The organism is Pantoea dispersa, from assembly GCF_035783935.1.
In the GTDB taxonomy this organism is placed as follows: Bacteria; Pseudomonadota; Gammaproteobacteria; order Enterobacterales; family Enterobacteriaceae; genus Pantoea; species Pantoea dispersa_C.
Genome location: NZ_JALKOV010000001.1, coordinates 340574 through 363967 on the forward strand (window position 1 = coordinate 340574; position 23394 = coordinate 363967).

At 57.5% G+C, this 23394-nt stretch carries 19 protein-coding genes; 9 read left to right on the forward strand and 10 right to left on the reverse strand.

What is annotated here, in order from left to right:
• Positions 1–50: 50 nt before the first annotated feature.
• Together MXF20_RS01635 and MXF20_RS01640 are read left to right on the forward strand one after the other, a co-directional pair.
• Positions 51–602: a YcbK family protein gene (locus MXF20_RS01635; protein WP_031279855.1), complete on the forward strand. Its 552-nt coding sequence runs from the start codon at positions 51–53 to the stop codon at positions 600–602.
• A 36-nt stretch (positions 603–638) separates the two neighbouring features.
• Positions 639–1268, forward strand: a complete 630-nt coding sequence (locus tag MXF20_RS01640; RefSeq protein WP_325967283.1) for an MBL fold metallo-hydrolase — start codon at positions 639–641, stop codon at positions 1266–1268.
• A 32-nt stretch (positions 1269–1300) separates the two neighbouring features.
• Here the strand turns inward: MXF20_RS01640 and MXF20_RS01645 are convergent, their stop codons facing one another.
• From MXF20_RS01645 to pncB, 4 genes are all read right to left on the reverse strand, one after another.
• Positions 1301–2491, reverse strand: a complete 1191-nt coding sequence (locus tag MXF20_RS01645) for an amino acid aminotransferase (protein WP_021508330.1) — start codon at positions 2489–2491, stop codon at positions 1301–1303.
• Between the two features lie 200 nt (positions 2492–2691).
• Complete coding sequence (gene ompC, locus MXF20_RS01650; protein WP_104186977.1) at positions 2692–3822, reverse strand: porin OmpC; 1131 nt, start codon at positions 3820–3822, stop codon at positions 2692–2694.
• A gap of 300 nt (positions 3823–4122) precedes the next feature.
• Positions 4123–5523, reverse strand: coding sequence for an asparagine--tRNA ligase (asnS, locus tag MXF20_RS01655; RefSeq protein ID WP_325967285.1), 1401 nt, complete (start codon positions 5521–5523; stop codon positions 4123–4125).
• A 155-nt stretch (positions 5524–5678) separates the two neighbouring features.
• Entirely contained in the window at positions 5679–6884 is a 1206-nt protein-coding gene (pncB, locus tag MXF20_RS01660) for a nicotinate phosphoribosyltransferase (protein WP_325967287.1), read from the reverse strand.
• Between the two features lie 245 nt (positions 6885–7129).
• On the opposite strand from pncB, the gene pepN reads away from it, so the two are divergent.
• Positions 7130–9745, forward strand: a complete 2616-nt coding sequence (pepN, locus tag MXF20_RS01665) for an aminopeptidase N (RefSeq protein WP_325967288.1) — start codon at positions 7130–7132, stop codon at positions 9743–9745.
• Positions 9746–9824: 79 nt separating this feature from the next.
• Here the strand turns inward: pepN and ssuB are convergent, their stop codons facing one another.
• The 5 genes from ssuB to ssuE are packed head-to-tail and all read right to left on the reverse strand — an operon-like array spanning position 9825 to position 14094.
• Entirely contained in the window at positions 9825–10616 is a 792-nt protein-coding gene (gene ssuB, locus MXF20_RS01670) for an aliphatic sulfonates ABC transporter ATP-binding protein (RefSeq protein WP_325967290.1), read from the reverse strand.
• Positions 10613–11404: an aliphatic sulfonate ABC transporter permease SsuC gene (ssuC, locus tag MXF20_RS01675; RefSeq protein ID WP_325967291.1), complete on the reverse strand. Its 792-nt coding sequence runs from the start codon at positions 11402–11404 to the stop codon at positions 10613–10615. The genes ssuB and ssuC overlap by 4 nt, the downstream gene beginning before the upstream one ends.
• 10 nt (positions 11405–11414) lie before the next feature.
• Positions 11415–12560, reverse strand: coding sequence for an FMNH2-dependent alkanesulfonate monooxygenase (gene ssuD / locus MXF20_RS01680; protein WP_325967292.1), 1146 nt, complete (start codon positions 12558–12560; stop codon positions 11415–11417).
• An 11-nt stretch (positions 12561–12571) separates the two neighbouring features.
• A complete protein-coding gene (locus MXF20_RS01685; RefSeq protein ID WP_325967293.1) occupies positions 12572–13531 on the reverse strand; it encodes a sulfonate ABC transporter substrate-binding protein in 960 nt (319 codons plus the stop codon).
• An 11-nt stretch (positions 13532–13542) separates the two neighbouring features.
• On the reverse strand, positions 13543–14094 hold the full coding sequence (ssuE, locus tag MXF20_RS01690; protein ID WP_325967294.1) for an NADPH-dependent FMN reductase: 552 nt from the start codon (positions 14092–14094) through the stop codon (positions 13543–13545).
• A 730-nt stretch (positions 14095–14824) separates the two neighbouring features.
• Between ssuE and MXF20_RS01695 the strand changes: the two genes are divergently transcribed.
• The 5 genes from MXF20_RS01695 (at position 14825) to MXF20_RS01715 (ending at position 20063) form a co-directional block, all read left to right on the forward strand.
• Entirely contained in the window at positions 14825–15619 is a 795-nt protein-coding gene (locus MXF20_RS01695) for a hypothetical protein (protein ID WP_325967295.1), read from the forward strand.
• A 102-nt stretch (positions 15620–15721) separates the two neighbouring features.
• Positions 15722–17239, forward strand: a complete 1518-nt coding sequence (locus MXF20_RS01700; protein ID WP_325967296.1) for a lipopolysaccharide biosynthesis protein — start codon at positions 15722–15724, stop codon at positions 17237–17239.
• Positions 17236–18240 carry a glycosyltransferase family A protein gene (locus tag MXF20_RS01705; protein WP_325967298.1) on the forward strand — a complete coding sequence of 335 codons (1005 nt, stop codon included), beginning with the start codon at positions 17236–17238 and terminating at the stop codon, positions 18238–18240. Before MXF20_RS01700 ends, MXF20_RS01705 begins: the two co-directional genes overlap by 4 nt.
• 120 nt (positions 18241–18360) lie before the next feature.
• The gene (gene pyrD, locus MXF20_RS01710; protein ID WP_021508317.1) at positions 18361–19371 is read left to right on the forward strand and encodes a quinone-dependent dihydroorotate dehydrogenase; all 1011 of its coding nucleotides are present in this window, start codon (positions 18361–18363) and stop codon (positions 19369–19371) included.
• A 149-nt stretch (positions 19372–19520) separates the two neighbouring features.
• Complete coding sequence (locus MXF20_RS01715) at positions 19521–20063, forward strand: cell division protein ZapC (RefSeq protein ID WP_166718651.1); 543 nt, start codon at positions 19521–19523, stop codon at positions 20061–20063.
• A 3-nt stretch (positions 20064–20066) separates the two neighbouring features.
• Here MXF20_RS01715 and MXF20_RS01720 read toward each other — a convergent pair whose 3' ends face one another.
• Complete coding sequence (locus tag MXF20_RS01720) at positions 20067–21176, reverse strand: YcbX family protein (RefSeq protein WP_325967299.1); 1110 nt, start codon at positions 21174–21176, stop codon at positions 20067–20069.
• A gap of 96 nt (positions 21177–21272) precedes the next feature.
• Between MXF20_RS01720 and rlmKL the strand changes: the two genes are divergently transcribed.
• A complete protein-coding gene (gene rlmKL / locus MXF20_RS01725; protein ID WP_325967300.1) occupies positions 21273–23390 on the forward strand; it encodes a bifunctional 23S rRNA (guanine(2069)-N(7))-methyltransferase RlmK/23S rRNA (guanine(2445)-N(2))-methyltransferase RlmL in 2118 nt (705 codons plus the stop codon).
• Positions 23391–23394 lie beyond the last annotated feature (4 nt).

Consider the following 23394-nt stretch of genomic DNA (forward strand, 5'->3'; position numbering starts at 1 on the left):
TGTACTTTTTGCACATATTTTTATCGTTTTAGATTAGGTAACCCCGCTTCATGGCTAATTTTGATTCTCAACGTCGTCGTTTATTGCTGCTGGGTGGCGCAGCGGCTGGATTGTCACTGCTGCCGGGTGCAGCACTGGCGTCGGTTTCCACCTCCCGCCCCCGGGTATTAACGCTCAGTAACATGCATACCGGTGAAACCCTCAAAACTGAATTTTTCAACGGTAAGAGTTATGACAAGGATGAGTTAGCTCGCTTAAACCACTTCTTCCGCGATTACCGCGCTAATCAGGTTAAGCACATCGATCCCCATCTGTTTGACCAGCTGTATCGTCTGCAGACGCTGCTCAATACGCGTAAACCGGTGCAGCTGATCTCCGGCTACCGTACGCTGGCAACCAATAATATGCTGCGTGAATCGGGCCCTGGCGTGGCCAAACACAGCTATCACACCAAAGGGCAGGCGATGGATTTCCACATTGAGGGCATTTCTCTCAGCAATGTTCGCAAAGCGGCGTTATCTATGCGCGCCGGTGGTGTAGGATATTACCCGCGCAGCAACTTCGTACACATTGATACCGGGCCTGCAAGGCACTGGTCCTGATACCGGCAGCGCTGCGTGTGTCGGTCATGGAGCGCTATGAATTACCTGATTATTCCGGTCACCGCCTTTTCACAGAACTGTTCCGTTATCTGGGATGACGAGACGCAACAGGCTGCGCTGGTTGATCCCGGCGGCGATGCCGAAACCATTATTGCCGTGCTGGCGGAGCGGGGGTTAACGCCGTCGCAAATTCTGCTGACTCACGGTCATCTCGATCACGTCGGTGCCGCTGCGGAACTGGCGCAGCACTATCAGGTGCCGATCGTCGGGCCGCAGCCAGCCGATGCCTTCTGGCTGGATAACCTGCCTACTCAAAGCCGGATGTTTGGTTTGCCGGAGTGCGCGCCGCTGACGCCAGATCGCTGGCTGGAAGAGGGCGAAACGGTACAGCTGGGCAACGTGACGCTGGAAATACTGCACTGCCCGGGTCATACGCCAGGCCATATCGTATTTTTTGACCGTGCTGGCCGTCTGCTGATCTCAGGCGATGTGATTTTTAACGGTGGCGTGGGACGCACCGATTTTCCGCAGGGCAGTCACAGCGATCTGATTGCCGCCATCCGGGATAAACTTCTGCCACTGGGCGATGATGTGACGTTTGTGCCGGGCCACGGTCCGATTTCCACTCTTGGCCACGAGCGCGTCAGCAACCCTTTCCTGCAATAAAAAAATGGGCCAACAGGCCCATTTTTCGTTGGTTACAGCACGGCGACTATCGCTTCACACAGCGCCGACATATTATCCGGCGTCATGCCTGCCACGTTAACGCGACCGGAATTCACCGCGTACACGCCAAACTCTTCGCGCAGACGCACTACCTGATCTTTGGTCAGGCCGCTGAACGAGAACATGCCGTTCTGTTTGATAATGAAGCTGAAATCACGCTGTGCGCCTTTCTCCGCCAGGGTATTCACAAACAGCTGGCGCATGCGCTGAATGCGCTGGCGCATGTCGGTCAGCTCCTGCACCCAGATGGTACGCAGCGCGTCGTTACCGAGAATGGTGGCGACCACGGCAGCACCGTGTGACGGCGGGTTAGAGTAGTTGGCGCGGATGCTGTATTTCACCTGGCTGAATGCTGTCTTCGCCACGTCGGCTGTTGCCGCCACCAGCGTCAGCGCACCGACACGCTCGTTGTAGAGACCAAAGTTCTTCGAGTAGGAGCTGGCGACAATCAGTTCCTGATGGGACGCTGCGAAAATGCGCAGGCCTTCAGCATCTTCATCCAGACCGCGCGCGAAGCCCTGATAGGCGAAGTCGAACAGCGGCAGCCAGCCTTTCTCCAGCGACAGCTGCGCCAGCTGTTGCCACTGATCGGCCGTTGGATCGATACCGGTCGGGTTATGGCAGCAGCCGTGGAACAGCACCACGTCGCCCGCCTGCGCTTCCTGCAGTGATGCCAGCATGCCGTCGAAGTCAAGGCTGTGGGTCGCCGCATCGTAATACTGGTAATCACACACTTCCAGACCGGCAGCGTTGAACACGTTTTTGTGGTTCGGCCAGCTGGGATTGCTCACCCAGACGCGTTTGACGTTGGTTTGCGTAGCGAGGAAATCCGCGGCGACGCGCAGTGCTCCGGTACCGCCCGGCGTTTGCGCAGTGCAGGCGCGGCCAGCGCTAATCAGCGCGTTCTCTTTGCCAAACAGCAGTTCCTGCGTGCAGCGCGCGAAATCAGCCAGACCATCAATGCTGAGGTAGTTTTTGGTGGTTTCATTTTCCAGCAGATACTGCTCAGCTTTTTTAACACTGGTCAGCACCGGTGTTTTACCGGTTTCATCTTTGTAGACACCAATGCCAAGGTTGATTTTATTCGGGCGGTCGTCGGCGCGAAACAGGTCAGCCAGTCCCAGAATAGGATCGGCTGGTGCGGCAGAGATTGATTCAAACATGAGTCAGTTCCGTTTGGGTGAACTTTAGCAAAATGAGCTATCAGGTTAACGTCAGACGCAACGCTTGCCAACCGCTGACATAAAAAAGAAATAACTGTGGCGTATAAAGTAATGGCGCTAATCGGGAGCCCGATCACTGAAATGCAAAACGGAGCCCGAAGGCTCCGTTTCTGAGGTGTTACGCAGTTCGAATCGGCAGATTAGAACTGGTAAACCAGGCCAACGCCAACCACGTCGTCGGTAGAAGTACCGGTAGCGCGGGTGAAGTCGTTGTCGTCCAGCAGGTTGATTTTGTAGTCAACGTAGGTGGACATGTTTTTGTTGAAGTAGTAGTAGGTACCGATTTCGATATATTTAACCAGGTCAGCATCGCCGCCAGCGAAGGTTGAACCGTGGCCAGTCGCGCCGTTCAGGTCCTTGCCTTTAGACTGCAGGTAAGCGATGGATGGACGCAGACCGAAGTCGAACTGGTACTGAGCAACCACTTCGAAAGCCTGCGCTTTGTTGGCAGCGAAGTTGAAGTCAGGGCCGGTAGCGCCAGTGCCGTCGTTGTTATTGCCATATTGAGTCAGGTTACGAGACTCACCATAGAAGGCAGCCAGGTAGACGTTGTTGGCGTCGTATTTCAGACCGAAACCGTATGCATCTGCTTTCTCACCGTTGCCATCCAGCTGCTGCTGATTGGTACGATCTGAAGAGAAGTATGCACCCACTGCGCTGATGCCCATACCAGTGTCATAGGACAGAGAGGTACCCCAGCCGTCACCGTTGTCATAACGTGGACCGCGACCTTCGTTTTTGCCCTGATACTGAACAGCGAATGCCAGACCGTCAACCAGACCGAAGAAGTTGCTGTTGCGGTAAGTCGCCAGGCCGTTAGAACGACCGGCCATGAAGTTGTCGTTGTCCTGATACAGGGTATCGTCACCGAATACTGGCAGCTGGTCAGTGTAAGACATTGCGTCGTACAGAACGCCGTAGTTACGGCCGTAGTCGAAGGAGCCTGCATCAGCAAATTTCAGACCGGCGAAGCCAACACGGGTTTTAGAACCAGAAGTGCCCTGAGATTCAGCAACGTTAGCCTGTACGTTGTATTCCCACTGGCCGTAACCGGTCAGCTGGTCGGTAATCTGAGTTTCACCCTTGAAGCCGAAACGAACGTAAGATTTGTCGCCGTCTGAGCTTGAGTCATCAGAGAACTGATGGCGCGCATCAACTTTACCGTAGAGGTCCAGTTTGTTGCCGTCTTTATTATAGATTTCTGCTGCGTTTGCTGCGCCGGCAGCTAACAGAGCAGGGATAACCACTGCAAGAATGTTGCGCTTCATCATTATTTATTACCCTCATTGGAGTTATTTGGACATCTGCCACTGCCGTCAAGAAACCTTTACGGGAACCTTGAAAGAAGTTTGATGTCTCCTGTGTCTGCACGCATCTTTCCATCACGGGGTTGCTAATTCTAGCCCGAAAATGATTCAATTCTCGCAATTACGTATCAAAAAGCAAAATTGTATTACAATTTGTAAAATATCGGGAACTTTGTGAGATATCTCAAAATTTACAAAAATAAAAAAAGGCCGGCAGAGCCGACCTCGATATATATATGAATTTCTTATATTTAATCTTAAATCTTAGAAATTCGCGTTACGCGGGGTACGTGGGAACGGGATAACGTCCCTTACATTTTGTACGCCGGTGACATAGGCGATCAAACGTTCGAAACCTAAACCAAAGCCGGCATGGGGCACGGTGCCATAGCGACGCAGATCACGATACCACCAGTAATCTTCTTTATTCAGGCCCATTTCGGCGAGGCGGGCATCCAGTACATCAAGACGCTCTTCACGCTGCGAGCCGCCGATGATTTCGCCGATGCCCGGCGCCAGCACGTCCATCGCGGCCACGGTTTTGCCGTCATCATTCATGCGCATGTAGAACGCTTTGATGTCTTTTGGATAGTTCTTCACCACCACCGGCGCTTTGAAGTGTTTCTCTGCCAGGTAACGCTCATGCTCAGAAGAGAGATCCACGCCCCAGGAAACCGGGTTCTCGAAGGTCTGGCCGCTTTTCAGCAGAATGTCCACGGCGTCGGTGTAGTCTACCTGGGCGAAATCCGTGGTGATGAAGCGCTCCAGACGGGCGATAGCTTCTTTATCCACGCGCTCAGCAAAGAACGCCATGTCATCAGCGCGCTCTTCCAGCACCGCTTTAAACACGTACTTCAGCATCGCTTCCGCCAGGGCGGCCGCATCATCCAGCGTGGCGAACGCCACTTCCGGTTCCAGCATCCAGAATTCCGCTAAGTGACGGCTGGTGTTGGAGTTCTCGGCACGGAACGTCGGGCCAAAGGTATACACTTTCGACAGCGCACAGGCATAGGTCTCGGCATTCAACTGACCAGAAACGGTCAGGAAGGCCTCTTTACCAAAGAAGTCTTTATCGAAATCGACTTTGCCCTGCGGGTCGCGTGGCAGGTTTTCCAGATCCAGTGTTGAGACGCGGAACATCTCGCCGGCACCTTCGGTGTCAGAGGCGGTGATCAGCGGCGTGGAAACCCAGAAATAGCCGTTTTCATGGAAGAAGCGATGCAGCGCCTGCGCCAGCGTATGACGCACGCGCGCTACGGCACCGACAATGTTGGTGCGCGGACGCAGGTGCGCCACTTCGCGCAGGTATTCGATGCTGTGACGTTTCGCCGCCATCGGATAGGTATCCGGATCGTCAACCCAGCCGGTGACCTCAACCTGCGTTGCCTGCAGTTCGAATGCCTGGCCTTCACCTGGCGACTCCACCACTTTACCGGTGACGATCACCGAACAGCCGGTGGTCAGACGCAGCACTTCATCCTGATAATTATTCAGAGAATTATTGACGACGGCCTGAACGGGATTAAAGCAGGAACCGTCATAAACGGCGATAAAGGAAAGACCGGCTTTGGAATCTCTTCGGGTACGTACCCAACCACGTACGGTGACTTCACTGTCAACCGCGACACGGCCGTGCAGTACATCCGCTACAGGCACTACGCTCATAAAAATCTCTCTATATAAATGAAGATGGAGTGAAATAAGCCCCATTCCGGGGTTTAGCTATGTTACTTGCGAGCCACCAGGAAACAAGCAAAATTGCCGGAGAATAAAGAGATTTTCTGGCGCAGAGCAGGGCGCAGGCACCCTGCTCAGGCCAATTAGCTGGCGCGTTTGACCAGCGGCAGGTCGAAGGCTTTGCGCAGGGCGCGCACAAAGGCTTTATCCTGGCAGATGGTTTTACCGGGACTGTCGGAGAGCTTAGCCACCGGTTTACCGTTACAGCTCACCAGTTTGATCACGATATTCAACGGTGTTACGCCGGGAATATCGCAGGTGAGGCGGGTACCGATGCCAAATACCACGTTGGCGCGCTGGCCGAAGTGACGATATAGCGCCAGCGCCTTATCGAGGTTGAGATTGTCGGAGAACACCAGCGTTTTGCTGAGCGGATCGATATTCAGCCGCTGATAGTGCGCAATGGCTTTCTCTCCCCACTCCACCGGATCGCCCGAATCATGGCGTAAGCCCTGATAGCGATGGGCAAAGCCGGGGCCGAAATCACGCAGGAAGGCATCCATGGTGATGCAGTCGGTCAGGGCAATGCCGAGCTGGTTGTCGTACTCATCCAGCCACGACTGCAGCGCCGCACGCTGGCTATTGGCCAGCACCGGGCTGATCTGCTGGTGCGCCTGGAACCATTCGTGCGCCTGGGTTCCAACCGGGTTGAGCTGCAACCGGCGCGCCAGATCGTAGTTGCTGGTGCCCAGCAGCCACGGGAATTCCGTTTTCAGCGTGCTGACAATCGCTTCCTGCACCGCGCGCGAATAGCGACGTCGCGTGCCAAAGTCCATCAGCTTGAAGCGCGACATATCGAGATCGCCCACCTGCTCACGGAAGTGCACCAGCTTTTGCTGCAGATGCGCCACCGCCTGTTCCGCGCCGCTTTGCGGCGTACGATGGCGGTGCACCACTTCGCTGATCAGCGCCAGCAGCGGTACTTCCCACAGAATCACTTCACGCCACGGACCGCGAATCTGAATGCGCAGATGCCCGTGATCGTCGCGCACCTCAACCTGCGAGGCATCGAAGCGGAACTGGCGCAGCCAGTCGAGATAGTTCTGCTGGAAAAACGGTAAGCTGCTGAGGTAACGATATTCGTCATCGCTCAGCGCCAGAGATTGCATGGCAGTAATCTGTGCGCGGATGGCATCGGCGTACTGGCCGAGCTGTTCATCACTGCGGCAGCGAAATTCTGCCGTTACCGGGACATCGTAGTAACGATGGTAAACGGCCTGCTGCATATGAAGCTTGTAAGCATCGGTATCAAGCAGCGTGGTCAAAATCGGGGAAGCGTGTCCAGTCATGGTGCGTTTCAGCATCCTCTTCCGCGGAGCAGAGCCCGGTATTCAACAAAGTCATAAAGACGCAGGAGTATAGAACAGTAATCACCGCGATCACACCATAATTGCAGGTGACAGGTCGAGGGTCATTTGTGCCATTGTTAACGAATTGTAGACTTTTGCCACAAGGCACGCATTGGGCGTGGCAACCCGGGCGCAACCCGCTTAGACTCTGAAGGTTGACTAAATTAACGATGCGAGAAGGATTTATGACGCAACAGCCGCAAATTAAATATCGCCACGACTACCGGGCGCCGGACTACACCATCACCGATATCGACCTGACGTTTGACCTTGATGCGGCCACCACGCGCGTGACCGCCGTCAGTCAGGTAAAACGCCTTGGCGCGCAGCAGGCTGAACTGCGTCTGGACGGCGAGGAACTGACGCTGCTGTCGCTGGCGGTGGATGGTAATCCGTGGCCGCACTACCGCGAAGAGCAGGGCGCGCTGATCATCAGCCAGCTGCCGGATAACTTTACTCTGACCATCATTAATGAAATCCACCCGGATAAAAACACCGCGCTGGAAGGGCTGTATAAATCCGGCGAGGCGCTCTGCACCCAGTGCGAAGCCGAAGGTTTTCGCCATATCACCTGGTATCTCGATCGCCCGGACGTGCTGGCGCGTTTCACCACGACCCTGATCGCCGACGCCGCTACCTATCCGTACCTGCTGTCCAACGGCAACAAGCTGGAAAGCGGTCAGCACGAAGATGGCCGTCACTGGGTGAAATGGCAGGATCCGTTCCCGAAACCCTGCTACCTGTTCGCGCTGGTGGCCGGCGATTTCGATGTGCTGCGCGACAGCTTCATCACCCGTTCCGGTCGCAACGTGGCGCTGGAAATCTTTGTCGATCGCGGCAACCTGGACCGTGCAGACTGGGCGATGACTTCGCTGAAAGCCAGCATGAAGTGGGATGAAGAACGTTTCGGTCTCGAATATGACCTCGATATCTTTATGATCGTCGCGGTAGATTTCTTCAATATGGGCGCGATGGAGAATAAAGGCCTCAACGTCTTCAACTCCAAATACGTGCTGGCTAAAGCGGAAACCGCCACGGACAAAGATTATCTCGGCATTGAAGCGGTAATTGGTCACGAATATTTCCACAACTGGACCGGCAACCGCGTCACCTGCCGCGACTGGTTCCAGCTCAGCCTGAAAGAGGGACTGACGGTCTTCCGCGATCAGGAGTTCAGTTCCGATCTCGGCTCGCGCGCGGTGAACCGCATTGATAATGTGCGCGTGATGCGCGGCGCGCAGTTTGCCGAAGATGCCAGCCCGATGGCCCATCCGATCCGCCCGGATCAGGTGATCGAGATGAACAACTTCTATACCCTGACGGTCTACGAGAAGGGGTCGGAAGTGATTCGCATGCTGCACACGCTACTGGGTGAAGAGCAATTCCAGCAGGGGATGCAGCTCTATTTCGAGCGCCATGACGGCAGCGCCGCTACCTGTGATGATTTTGTGCAGGCGATGGAAGATGCCTCCAACGTCGATCTGTCCCAGTTCCGCCGCTGGTACAGTCAGTCGGGCACGCCGGTGCTGACGGTGCGCGATGACTACAATCCGGAACTGGAGCAGTACACGCTGCACGTTACGCAGCACACGCCACCGACCGCCGATCAGAAAGAGAAGCTGCCGCTGCACATTCCGCTGGATATCGAGCTATATGACGGCGAAGGCAAGGTGATTCCGCTGCAGCACAATGGCCATCCGGTTCATCACGTGCTGAACGTCACCGACGAGTTCCAGACCTTCATTTTCGACAAAGTATATTTCCAGCCAGTGCCGTCGCTGCTGCGGGAATTCTCCGCACCGGTCAAGCTCGACTATAAATGGAGCGATGCGCAGCTGACTTTCCTGATGCGGCACGCGCGCAACGACTTCTCGCGCTGGGATGCAGCGCAAAGCCTGCTGGCGACCTACATTCGCCTCAACGTGGCGCGCCATCAGCAGGGCCAGCCGCTGTCGCTGCCGCTGCACGTCGCGGACGCTTTCCGCGCGGTGCTGCTGGATGAGCAGGGCGATCCGGCGCTGATGGCGCTGATCCTGTCGCTGCCGTCAGAGAATGAGATCGCCGAGCTGTTCGAGGTGATCGATCCGCTGGCGATTGCCGCCGTGCGCGCGGCGCTGGTGCGTACGCTGGCGAATGAGCTGAGCGATGAGTTTTACGCGGTGTATCTTGCTAACCAGAGCAGCGACTATAAAGTGGAGCATGCCGAAATTGGCAAGCGCGCGCTGAAAAATGTCTGCCTGAGCTATCTGGCGTTTGCGGACGCGGAGCAGGCCAGCAAACTGGTGCAGGCGCAGTACGACAAAGCCAGCAACATGACCGACGCGCTGGCCGCGCTGTCTGCCGCCGTGGCGGCGCAGCTGCCGTGCCGCGATGCGCTGCTGGCCGCGTACGACGAGCGCTGGCATCAGGACGGACTGGTGATGGATAAGTGGTTTATGCTGCAGGCCACCAGTCCGGCGGCTGACGTGCTGAGCAAGGTACGTAGCTTGCTGACGCACCGCTCGTTCACCATGGGCAACCCGAACCGCATCCGTTCGCTGATTGGCGCGTTTGCCTCAGCCAACCCGGCTGCGTTCCATGCCAAAGATGGCAGTGGTTATCAGTTCATGGTGGAGATGCTGACCGATCTTAACCGTCGCAACCCGCAGGTAGCGGCGCGCATGATTGAGCCGCTGATTCGACTGAAGCGTTATGATGCCGAACGTCAGGCGCTGATGCGCAAGGCGCTGGAAACGCTGCAGGGGCTGGAGAATCTGTCCGGCGATCTGTACGAGAAGATCACCAAAGCGCTGAACGCGTAAGAAAACAATGCGCAATAAATTGCGCCGCTACAAAGAGTTGCAATCCTCTGTAGCGGCGCGATTTATCGCGCGTCCTGAATTAATGCTGCTGCGCGAACTGCAGGGGCTGCTCTGAGGTTCCCCGCTTCATCACCCGATCCAGTACCTCAGCTTCCAGCTCGGCCAGACGCGCCGATCCTTTGCGGCGCGGACGCGGTAAATCCACCGCCAAATCCAGCCCGATCTGACCCTCTTCAATCAGCAGCACGCGATCGGCCATCGCCACTGCTTCGCTGACATCGTGCGTCACCAGCAGCACGGTAAAATTATGCTGCTGCCACAGCGACTCAATCAGCCCCTGCATTTCAATGCGCGTCAGCGCGTCGAGTGCGCCGAGCGGTTCATCGAGCAGCAGCAGGCCGGGGCGATGAATCAGGGCGCGCGCCAGCGCCACCCGCTGTTTCTGTCCGCCGGAGAGCGCTGCCGGCCAGTCATGTGCGCGATCGGCCAGACCGACGGCCGCCAGCGCCTCATGCGCGGCGCTGCGCCACTCGCGGCCCTTCAGGCCAAGGCCAACGTTATCGATCACTTTCTTCCACGGCAGCAGACGCGCATCCTGAAACATCAGGCGGGTATCTTCGCGTGCCTCGGCCAGCGGCGCGTTGCCCGCCAGCAGTTCGCCGCGCGTGGTGGATTCCAGCCCGGCCAGCAGGCGCAGCAGGGTACTTTTACCGCAGCCGCTGCGGCCGACCACGGCGACAAACTGGCCAGCCGGAATGTGTAAATCGATATGATTCAGGATAGTGCGATCGCCATACAGTTTGCTGACGCCGTTGACGCCCACTGGCGTACCGCGGTTCAGGCGCGCCGGGCTAAACGTTGCGTTGCTCATGCGTTCTCCTCCTTCAGTTGGTAAGCCGGATGCCAGCGCAGCCAGACACGCTCCAGCAGTTGTGCCGTCACGTCGGCCAGTTTGCCCAGCAGGGCATAGAGAATGATGGCGACCACCACTACATCGGTTTGCAGAAACTCGCGCGCATTCATAGCCAGGTAGCCAATACCGGCATTGGCCGAGATGGTTTCGGCCACAATCAGCGTCAGCCACATCAGACCGAGGGCAAAGCGCACGCCGACCATGATCGACGGCAGCGCGCCCGGCAGAATCACCTGAATAAACAGGCTCCAGCCGGAAAGACCGTAGCTGCGCGCCATCTCCACCAGGCCGCGGTCAATATTGCGAATGCCGTGATAGGTATTGAGGTAGATGGGGAACAGCGTGCCAAGCGCCACGAGAAAAATTTTGGCCGATTCGTCGATGCCGAACCACAGGATCACCAGCGGGATCAGCGCCAGATGCGGCACGTTACGCAGCATCTGCACCGAGGTGTCCAGCAACCGCTCGCCGGTGCGCGACGTGCCGGTAATCAGTCCAAGGATCAGGCCAATCGAACCGCCAATAGCAAAGCCGATTGCCGCACGCCAGCCGCTGATGGCGAGGTGCTGCCACAGTTCACCGCTCACCGCCAGATGCCAGAAGGTGATGACAATATTCTCCGGCGAGGGCAGGATGCGCGTCGACAGCCAGCCGGCCTGCGACGCTATCTGCCACACCAACAGCAGCAGCACCGGCAATGCCCACGGCAGCAGGGCGTTGCTCAGCTGTTTTTTGACCTTAGCCATGTGTCACTCCTTAACTCTGCGCGACTTTCTGCGGGGTGAAATCATTGGCGACTGCTTCACCGTGTGCCTGAACCACGCGCGGTTTGGGCACCTCAGGAATCGCCAGATCGAGATGCGGGAACAGCAGTTCGCCAACGCGATACGCTTCTTCCAGATGCGGATAGCCGGACAGGATGAAGGTTTCGATGCCCAGATCCTGATACTCCTGCATCCGCGCCGCCACCGTCGGACCGTCGCCCACCAGCGCCGTCCCGGCACCGCCGCGCACCAGACCGACGCCGGCCCACAGATTTGGGCTGATCTCCAGCCGATCGCGCTGCCCGCCGTGCAGTGCGGCCATGCGCTGCTGACCGACGGAATCGGTGCGGGCGAAGGCCGCCTGCGCTTTGGCAATGGTGGCATCGTCCAGATGGGCGATCAGCCGGTCCGCCGCCTGCCACGCTTCCTCATTGGTCTCACGCACAATGACGTGCAGACGGATGCCGAAGCGCACCGTGCGCCCCTGCGCCGCCGCTTTGGCGCGCACCTGTTCAATCTTCTCTTTCACCAGCGCCGGCGGTTCGCCCCAGGTGAGATAAACGTCAACCTGCTCCGCGGCCAGATCCTGCGCGGCATCCGATGAGCCACCAAACCACAGCGGCGGACGCGGCTGCTGCACCGCTTTAAACATCAGCCGTGCACCGCGCACTTTGACGTACTTGCCTTCGTAATCGACCGTTTCGCCTTCACTCACCCGGCGCCAGACGCGGGTAAACTCGGCAGATTCGGCATAACGTTCGCGGTGATCGAGGAACACGCCGTCACCTGCCAGCTCTTCCGGATCGCCGCCGGTAACCAGGTTAAACAGCGCGCGACCGTTGGAGAGGCGATCGAGCGTGGCGGCCTGTCGGGCGGCCTGGGTCGGGGAAATCACTCCCGGTCGCAGCGCCACCAGAAAGCGCAGACGCTGCGTCACCGGAATCAGGGAAGCGGCCACCAGCCACGCATCTTCACACGACCGGCCGGTGGGGATCAGCACGCCGCCAAAACCGAGACGATCGGCGGCCTGCGCCACCTGTTGCAGATAACCGTGGTCCACCGGGCGCGCGCCTTCGGCCGTACCGAGATAGTGGCCGTCGCCGTGGGTGGGAAGAAACCAGAATACAGATACGCTCATGATAAATTTCCTTATGGCCGGGCCGGCTGTGGCTGCCAGATGCGATCGGCAATGGTGACTTTGACCGGCATTAAATGGTTGGCATAAAACAGATCGGCAGTGTGCTGTTGGGCCTGCGCGGTGCGCGCGCTGACCGGCGTAATGGTGGTCGGAGGACGATGGTCAAGGTAGCTGGCGATCACCGGCTGCGGCAGGCCCATCGCCTGTGCCAGCAGATTGATACTTTGCTGGCGCTGGCTGCGCGTCAGCGCATCGGCTTCGCTAAAGGTGTGCAGCACCTGCTGCACGAAGTCACCGTGATCGGTAGCAAAGCTGCGCGTAGCGAGGTAGAACGAACCGGTCTGGTTCAGCTTGCTGCCGTCCACCAGCACACGGACGTTGCCCTGCAGCAGCGCAGCGGAATAGTAGGGATCCCAGATCGCCCAGGCGTCAACATCACCCTGCTGAAATGCGGCGCGCGCATCGGCGGGCGTCAGATAAGTCGGCTGAATATCGTTAAAGCTCAGTCCGGCCTGTGCCAGCGCGCGCAGCAGCAGATTGTGCGAGCTGGAGCCTTTCTGGAACGCCACTTTGTGGCCTTTCAGTTGCGCCACGCTGTGAATCGGGCTGTCTTTCGGCACCAGAATCACTTCGGCCTGCGGTTTCGGCGGCTCCGAGCCGACATACAGCAAATCCGCGCCGGCGGCCTGGGCAAACAGCGGCGGGATATCCCCGGTGCTGCCTAAGTCAATGCTGCCCACGTTCAGCGCTTCGAGCATTTGCGGACCGGCCGGAAACTCTATCCACTGAATGTTGGTGGCCGGGAAGCGCTGCTCCAGCAGCCGATGCGATTTGGCCAGCACCATGCTGACCGATCCCTTCTGATAGCCGATGCGGAATTGGGCCGGCGCGTCCGCAGCCTGCGCAGCAAGACTTAAAGCAAACAGCGCGGTAACGGTCGGCAGCAGCCAGCGGGTTAACATCCTTTTCATAAGCGTTTCCTTTATACAGCCTGAGCATAGGGTGGATGACGACGGTGCAGCGCCTGCCAGAAGGTTTCCAGCGCCTCATCGATACGTGCGGACAGAAGTGCGTCCAGCTCGGGCTGACGGTCGTAATGGGTGACTTGCGTATCGCTGGCAAACACGCCGTGCAGCACCTCCTGCGCTTTCAGCGCGTTCAGTACCGGTTTCAGCGCGTAATCCACCGCCAGCATGTGCGCCACGCTGCCACCGCTGGCCAGCGGCAGTACCACTTTGTGTTCCAGCGCGCGTTCCGGCAGCAGGTCGAGCAGGGTTTTCAGCGCACCGGAGAACGAGGCTTTATAGATCGGTGTGGCGACGATCAGCCCATCGGCCAGCGCTAAATCCTCTTTCAGTGCGGTCAGCGCCGGAGAATCAAACCGGGCATACAGCAAATCTTCCGGCTGAAAGTTATGAATGTTCCACGGAATCACCTCAACGCCACGCGCTTCCAGCGCACGCTGACACAGGGTCAGCAGCGCTGTTGAACGTGAAGGGAAGCGCGGACTTCCCGCCAGCGTAATAACCCGCATGCGCACTCCTTATAACTGAAAGTTATTGATTAGCTATTATTGAGAACTGATGGGTTCAATCCTGACAGAGCAGTCGGCGCGGCGTAAATGATTTATCCGGCAATCCATAGCTGCCAGGCGGCAATAGGGAGGTTTGTAAAAGCAGGGCTAAAGTGGGTCTAAGGTTAATCTGAATTGCGCGCGCTGAATGCCAGGTTCTCATTAGCGGCTTCCGCCGCCGGCAAGGTGAGAATGATTAAAAGCGCTGTTGCCTGGTTAAATCAGAGGTGTAACCGGCGACACACATCGTCGGGCGCGACCTTGTCGTCAGGCTTAAGAAAAATAGATGAGGTAATTTAAGGGGTAGCAACCCAACGCTGATGTAAGTTTAAAGCTGGCACCAGGATTTTTCGCAGTGTCCGTAGAGATTGTTCCATTTTAAGCTGGTCTTAAATTAACGAATAAGTGTGTCAAAGCATGGCGTTTTATTAAAAACACACCGCTTAACGCGTTTCCTGTTACCGATATTACGTATTACTTCTGCACGCTGGTCGGGATTGCTTCAGTGGCGCTTAACAATAAACGGTAAATTATCAGCCAGCCTGGCAAGGGCGAATAGAAATGCCGTCTGCGGGCTGTTTATAATCGATTGAGTTTTCTTACGCTAAAAAAAAGTCACTGCCTTATTTGCGCCCTAATTGGGCGGATATTTGTCTGGCCATTATTCAGTATTATTTTTAGGGAGAGGAATATGGGAAGGTCTGCTCTGTTGGTGCATTCGACTGAACCGGTCGCCGGTCAGCCCGCGCGCGTCGCGGCTGATCACGTTCATCCACTGTTGTGTTATCTGCTGCAGCCGGATGCCGCACACAGCGATTTTAGTGCTGTGCCGCAGCCAGCGGCGGAGAGCGTCAGCGACGAGGCGTTTCTGCTGTTTGCCGCCGATGGCTTTGTGCCCTCTGCTGCACTGTTGCAGGAAGTGGCTAAGCTGAGCCATCAGCGGCCGGAACTCAATTGTCTGTTGGTTTCCCTGGCGCCGCGCGCGCTCAGCCACGGGCTGCAGCCGTCGCTGCAGCTGTTTCAGCAGTTACAGACCCAGCGCCTGTGGCAGCAGAACAATTACGCCGTTATCCTGCGCGCCGCGCTGGTGAAAAATGCCACGCCGCTGGCGCGCATTCAGGATGTGATGCTGGCCGGTTTGTTAAACACGCAAACGGTATGGCTACTCGACGCCCGCGCGGAGCATGAGGTGACTACCGTTAATCCGCCGCTCAGCTATCAGCAATTTATGACGGAATATGAAAAAGTCACCCGTTTGTCACACTTTATTCCGGAGCGAAACCGCTATCGCCAGAGTTATTTACGCAGTGGGTTATTACAGCTGGTGCAACAGGAATTAAAAGGTGAAACGCAGTTCTCTAATAATGTGCGGCACGCAGTCAGCTACTTTGCCGACCAGTTTTCACCGCAGAGTGCAATGGAGAAACTGTTGCTGAAACAGCCCGATCTCTATTTCTCACTGATGAAAATGAGAAAAAGCCGCTGAGATAGCGCCAGCGTTAATTTTAAGAATTACTCCCGTGGGCGCTACGGTATTTTTGTGTCACGCTGTTAACACTGAGAAAAATACCCAGACGCCAGAGCTTTTATGTCTATCAAACGCAACGCGATTGCCAACTATGTTGGCCAGATCTATCTGACGCTGTCAGGTATTTTAGTGGTTCCCCTGTATATTCAGCATTTAGGTATGGAAGCTTACGGTCTCGTGGGCTTCTTTTCTATATTGCTGACCTGGCTGCAGCTGCTGGACGCGGGCGTATCAACCACGCTGATGCGCGAAGCGGCACGTTATCGGGCTAACCAGGCGGAGTTCGTCTGGTTCCCGGCGCTGTTTGCCACGCTGACCCGGTTCTTCCTGTTTTCCACCCTGGTGCTGGTGGTGCTCGGCTGGCTGGCGACGCCGTGGATCGCGACCCATTGGCTGGATGCGCAGCACTTACCGGCCAGCGATGTGGTGGTCGCCGTGGCGATCATGGTGATCACCGCCGCGATTCGCTGGCGTACCAGCCCGTATCGTAGCGTGATCGTCGGTTTTGAGCATCAGGTCTGGCTCAACGGCGTCAACCTGATCATTACCACGCTGCGTACTTTTGGCGCGGTGCTGGTGATCCAGCTGTTCCCGAATCCGCTGCTGACCTTCTTTATCTGGCAGTTGCTGGTGTCAATTGCCGAAGCCGCCTGCTGTATCTGGAAAGCCTGTCAGCTGGTGCCGCGCGCGGCACGTAAAGAGAAGCGCAACGATCTGAAAGGTGTGCTGAAACCCTTTATCCGCTTTGCGCTGAGCGCGGCCTTCTCCAGCGCCGTCTGGACCTTTATTTCGCAGATTGACCGGCTGGTGCTGTCAAAAACCCTGCCGCTCAGCGAGTACGGTTCGTTCACCGTGGTCGCCACGGCGGCTACCGGCATTCTGCTGCTTAGCAGCCCGATTATGCAGGCGATTGTGCCGCGCATGACCGGCATGAAAACCCGTCAGCAGGGCGATGCCGAATCGCTGAAGCTCTACCGTTATACCACTCAGGCGGTGGCGATTTTTATGGCGCCGCTCAGCATCACTATTGCCTGCTATGCCGGGCCGCTGCTGTGGGCGTGGACGCAGAAAACGCAGATTGTCGATGAAATGGCGTTTGTGCTCAGCCTGTATGCGCTCGGCAGCGGCATCCAGGCGATCTGCGGCCTGCTGTATCACCTGCAATACGTTAACGGCAATCTGAAGCTGCATATGCAAGGATTCACCTGTTTTGCCATCGTGCTGGTGCCGCTCAATATCTGGTGTGCCATCCATTACGGCGCGCTGGGCACCGGCTGGCTGTGGCTGGGGCAGAACATCTTCTATCTGGTCGGCTGGGCGTGGCTGGTGCATCGCCGCTTTGCGCCGGGCATCCACTTTAGCTGGCTGACGCGCGACGTGGCGCTGATCTGGGCGGTCTCGGCGCTGATTGCGTGGCTCAGCACGCTGCTGCCGATTGAATGGAACCAGAATCGCTGGATCAACCTGCTGTGGCTGGGGCTGATCGGTGCCTTTAACCTTGGCGTGTGCTGCCTGTTACACAGCCTGGTGCTGAAACGCCTGCGCGCGCCGCTTGTTAACGCAGAGGAACGAGGATGAGCATGACATCACGCGGTACGCCGACGGTTTCGGTCATTATCCCTAACTGGAACTGCGCGCCCTGGCTGCCGGAAACCCTGGGGTCGCTGTTGCGTCAGTCATCACCGCCGGAAGAGATCATCATCATTGATGATGGTTCGAGCGATGACAGCGTCGCCTGGCTGACGGCGTTTGCCGCGCAGCATCCGCAGGTGACGCTGCTGAGCGGCGGACGCGGCGGCGTCAGCGCTGCACGTATGAAAGGGCTGGCTGCGGCCAGCGGCGATTTTGTCTATTTCATGGATGCCGACGACTTCGTCTCGACCGAGCTGTTCGCGGATTTCCGCCGCGTGCAGGCGCGTCACCCGGAAATAGATCTGTTCTGCTTTGGCGCGAAGATGTTTTTCGACCTGCCGGCACCGCAGCGCCATTATCAGACTATTCACCAGCGCCACGTCAGCGGCCTGTTGCCGGGCGGCAGCGCCACATTGCGCACGCTGATTCAGCATCAGTCGGCGCATCGCGTCATCTGGAGCAGCATCATCTCACGTCGGCTGATTGACCAGCTCGACCTACAGTTTCTGCCGATCCAGAACCACGAAGACGCGCCTTTTATGTTTGCGCTTTACCTGCAGGCGCGCGCGCTGTACTGCACCAGCCAGAGTTACTACTACAAACGCTTTATGCTGAGTTCGCTGTCGCAGAGCACGCGCGACTTCTCGTGGGTGAAAAATTACTTTATCGCGCGCGGCGGCAGCGAGCAGTTCCTGCAGCAGCAGCAGCTGCCGCATGATGAGGCGCTACTGGATGACTATTATCAGACGGTGATGCACGGCTGCCTGGCGCAAATTCGCAAGAACCACATGACAGTCCCCGCCGAGTGGCAGCCGCAGGTGAATCAGCTGGTGCGTAAAGTATTGCAGCACAACGCGCGGCTGAAACTGCTGTGGTATTGCCCGGCGATTTATAGCGGTTTGCAGGCCTGCCGCGATCGTCTCGGACGCTATTCCGCCCGACGCTGATACCGATCAAGTTGTTGCGTCCCAGAGTAATTTACTTTTGCGCCAGAGCACCTTACCATTCTGGCGCACAAATTCCCGTGCACCCGACTTTCACGAAGCTTCCGCCATTCAGGAGAGTGCATGTTATATCCTATCGTCCGGCCGGCGCTGTTTAAGCTCGATCCAGAGCGCGCGCACGAACTCACCTTTCAACAGTTACGCTTTATCAGCGGCACGCCGCTGGAAGGGCTGATTCGTCAGTCGCTGCCGTCACGCCCGGTGACCTGCATGGGTCTGACCTTTCCGAACGCGCTGGGTCTGGCTGCGGGGCTGGATAAGAATGCGGAGTGCATCGACGCCTTCGGCGCCATGGGTTTTGGCTTTGTCGAAGTCGGCACCGTGACGCCGCGCGCGCAGCCGGGCAATGACAAACCGCGCATGTTCCGGCTGGTGGCGGCGGAAGGTATCATTAACCGCATGGGCTTCAATAATCTCGGCGTCGATCACCTGGTAGAGAATGTGAAAAAGGCGCGCTTTAAAGGCGTGCTCGGCATCAATATTGGCAAAAATAAAGACACGCCGGTGGAGCAGGGCAAAGACGATTATCTGACCTGCATGGAAAAGGTGTATGCACACGCCGGTTATATTGCCATCAATATTTCCTCACCGAATACCCCAGGATTACGTTCGCTGCAATATGGCGAAGCGCTGGACGATCTGCTGTCAGCGATTAAATTAAAACAGCGGGCGCTGCAGGAAAGCCATCTTAAATATGTGCCGGTAGCGGTGAAGATCGCGCCGGATCTTTCTGAAGAAGAATTGATCCAGGTTGCTGACAGTTTAGTGCGTCATGAAATAGATGGCGTGATCGCTACCAATACCACGCTGGATCGTTCACTGGTGAGCGGGTTAAAATACGCCGACGAAGCGGGTGGATTAAGTGGTCGTCCGGTACAGTCGCGCAGCACCGAAGTGATTCGCCGGCTGGCGCAGGAGCTGCAGGGACGTCTGCCGATTATTGGCGTCGGCGGCATTGATTCGCTGGTCGCCGCGCGGGAAAAAATGGCGGCTGGCGCAACGCTGGTGCAGATATACTCCGGCTTTATTTATAAAGGTCCGGGTTTAATTAAAGATATCGTGACCCACCTCTAAGACATTTCTCACTTTCCCTGGCCGGGGGGTTTATTTATCCCTCCGGCTCGTTTATATTTTGTCCTGTTCGTACAATTTTCAGCTTTTCCTTAAAGCAATATTTTAAATTTAAGCGCCGTTTAGCGCAGCGTAAATCCACAGGGCACCCCATGAAAATCAAACCCGATGATAACTGGCGTTGGTATTTTGACGCAGAGCATGACCGGATGATGCTGGATCTGGCCGATGGAATGTTATTTCGCTCGCGCTTCTCGCGCAAAATGCTGACGCCCGATGCCTTTAACGACAGCGGCTTTTGCGTCGATGACGCTGCGCTTTATTTTACCTTCGAAGAGCGTTGCCGGCAGAGCGGCCTGAAAAGCGATCAGCGCGCTGAACTGGTGCTGAATGCGCTGGTGGCCAGCCGTTTCCTCAAACCGCTGATGCCAAAAAGCTGGCACTTCACCAGCCATGCGCACAGCTGGCAGCCCGTCGCGGGCGATATGGTGGCGGTAACGCTGGCCGACAGCGGCGAGCAGGCGCAACTGCTGGTGGTTGAGAGCGGTGAGAACGCGGCGCTCTGTCTGCTGGCGCAGAGTGCGCTGACGGTGGCGGGCAAAGGGATGCAGCTCGGCGATGCCATCAAGATCATGAACGATCGCCTGCAGCCGCAGCTGCAGGAAAGTAACGCGCCGTTTGCCCGCGCGGTGTAGCGCTTACGCCAGCTCAATATCTCCGTCCGGAATACAGCTGCAGCTGAGAATGGTGCCGTCGCCGCGCACCGCGCTCTGCTTCAGCGCCTTCACGTTACCCGCTACCAGCGTCATTTTGCAGCTGCCGCAAATCCCGGCTCGACACGAATAGGGAATGCGAAAGCCCTGCATCTCCAGCTGTTCCAGTAATACCTGCTGATTATCGCCAGCAAACTGCTGCCCCTGATAGCCAATGGTGACGGCGGCCGGCGCGCTGCTGGTGGCCTGCAGCGTTTCCACCACCGCACCGGCACCGTAAGCGCGCGGCGTCTGCCGTTCCAGCACCTCAACCGTATCGCCAACGCGAACGATGCCGCTGTTGAGTGCTATCAGGTTCAGACCAAAATCAATATCACCGCTGCCGTCCTGCGCGCTGCGGAAGCGCTGCAGCGTGGCGAGCGGTTCGCCCTGCGGATGTTTACGACCACTTTCGGTGCCGATGGTGGTAAACACGCAGCGGCTGCACGGTTTCGGCATCTCGAAGCTGATCTCGCCGATTTTAATGCGTTTCCAGCTGTCTTCATCCCAGGCGCTGGCACCGCTGACGATCAGGTTAGGGCGGAACTGTTCCAGCCGCACGCTGGCCGGACAGCGCTGCTGCAGATCCTGCAGCGACGCCATATTGACCAGCAAATAAGGAAAACCGTCGGCGAAACCCAGCGGCACCTGATCGAAGCGTTTAACCCGGCGCGATGGCTCGTCACCGACCCAGCGCAGCTGCACCGGGCGCGGGAAAAAGCCGCTCAGCCACTGGTTGATCGCCTCGGGCGCAATGCGCGCGGTGAAGTGGTTTCCCCACACTTCCGTCGGCGCTGGCTGGGCGCTGAAATCGCTGAAGCGGATCAGCGCCTGGCTGCCGTCCGGCGCGGTGATAAACAGCCCGTCAGGCAGCAGTGCCGGCGTGAAACGCACCATCTCCGGAAACTGGCGCGCGGTAATAAAAGTACCGTCGGCTTCGGTCACCATAAAGATGCGATCAAAGGCGAGGCCGCTCTCCAGCACCTGCGCGTGTGACAGCTGCAAACCACGCATCGACTTAACCGGGTGAATATACAGGCGAGACAGGGTAATCATCACAACTCCGAACAGACAAAAAGAAGCTAACTTTATGACATAGGACGCTGATTCGCTATAATGCGCAACAATTTTAGCAAGAGTAAAAGTGACGATATGAATTCTCTGTTTGCCAGTACGGCGCGTGGGCTCGAAGAGCTGTTGAAAACTGAGCTGGACGCGCTGGGTGCGCAGGATTTGCAGGTGGTGCAGGGCGGCGTCCACTTCCGAGCCGACGACCGCGTAATGTACCAAAGCCTGCTGTGGAGCCGTCTGGCTTCACGTATTTTGCTGCCGCTGGGAGAATTCGGCGTCTGGAGCGATCTCGACCTCTACGTGGGGGCGCAAAGCATCCCGTGGAGCGAGCTGTTTGACAGCAACACCACGTTCGCCATCCACTTCAGCGGCACTAACGAGGTGATCCGCAACAGCCAGTTTGGTGCGCTGCGCATCAAAGATGCGATTGTTGATAGCTTTACCCGGCAGAATCTGGAGCGTCCGAGCGTGGATCGCGAGCAGCCGGGCATCCGCATCAACGCGTGGCTGAACAAAGATCGCGTCAGCATTGCGCTGGATCTGAGCGGTACTGCACTGCACCAGCGCGGCTATCGCCAGCAAACCGGCCAGGCTCCGCTGAAAGAGAACCTGGCGGCGGCGATTGTGATGCGCTCCGGCTGGCAGAACGGCACGCCGCTGGTCGATCCGATGTGTGGATCCGGTACGCTGCTGATTGAAGCGGCGCTGATCGCCTGCGATCGCGCGCCGGGCCTGCTGCGTTCGCACTGGGGCTTCAGCCGCTGGAAACGCCACAACAGCGCGCTGTGGCAGGAGGTGCGCAGCGACGCCCTGCAGCGCGCGCGCGCCGGCACGGCCGCCACCACGTCTCGCTTCTTTGGCTATGATAATGATGGGCGCGTGCTGGAATGGGCACGTGCCAACGCGCGCCGCGCTGGCGTGTTCGATCTGTTCACCTTTGCGCAGCAGGATGTGCTGCAGTTGAAAAATCCGCTGGCAGGCGAAGAGGTCAGCGGTACGGTGCTGAGTAACCCGCCGTACGGTGAGCGTCTGGAGAGCGAGCCGGCGCTGATTGCGCTGCACAGCCAGCTGGGCCGCATCATGAAACAGCAGTTTGGCGGCTGGAATTTGTCGCTGTTCAGCGCCTCACCCGAGCTGCTGAGCTGCCTGCAGCTGCGCGCCGATCGCCAGTTTAAAGCGAAAAACGGTCCGCTGGAGTGCGTACAGAAGAACTACCAGCTGGCGGCGAATAGCGCCGAAGGCGGCGCACAGATTGCTGAAGACTTTGCTAACCGCCTGCGTAAGAACAGCAAAAAACTCGACAAGTGGGCGCGCCAGTCAAACATCGACTGCTATCGCCTGTATGACGCCGATCTGCCGGAGTATAACGTGGCGGTCGATCGCTACGCCGACTGGGTGGTGATTCAGGAGTACGCGCCGCCGAAAACCGTGGACGCGACCAAAGCGCGTCAGCGCCTGTTTGACGTGATCGGCGCCACGCTGAGCGTGCTGGAGATACCGGCTAATCGCCTGGTGCTGAAAACCCGCGAACGCCAGAAGGGTAAAAACCAGTACCAGAAGCTGAGCGAGAAGGGCGAATTCTTTGAGGTGCAGGAATACAACGCGCGGCTGCTGGTGAACCTGACGGATTATCTCGATACCGGCCTGTTCCTCGACCACCGTATCGCGCGCCAGATGCTGGGCCAGATGAGCGCGGGGAAAGATTTCCTTAACCTGTTTTCCTATACCGGTAGCGCCAGCGTGCACGCCGGGCTGGGCGGGGCCAAATCCACCACCACGGTGGATATGTCGCGCACTTATCTGGAGTGGGCCGAACGTAACCTGCGCCTGAACGGATTAACCGGGCGCCAGCATCGCCTGATGCAGGCGGACTGCCTGAGCTGGCTGCGCGAAAGCGACGAACAGTTTGATTTGATCTTTATCGATCCGCCGACCTTCTCCAACTCGAAACGGATGGAAGATGATTTCGATGTGCAGCGCGACCACCTGATGCTGCTGCAGAACCTGAAGCGCATGCTGCGTCGCGGCGGCACCATTATGTTCTCTAACAACAAGCGCGGCTTCAAAATGGATCTGGACGGTTTGCAGCGTCTGGGTCTGCAGGCGCAGGAAATTACGCAAAAAACGCTGTCGCAGGACTTTGCGCGCAACCGTCAAATTCACAACTGCTGGCTGGTAAGCCACGCCGGTAAGGAATAAGTTT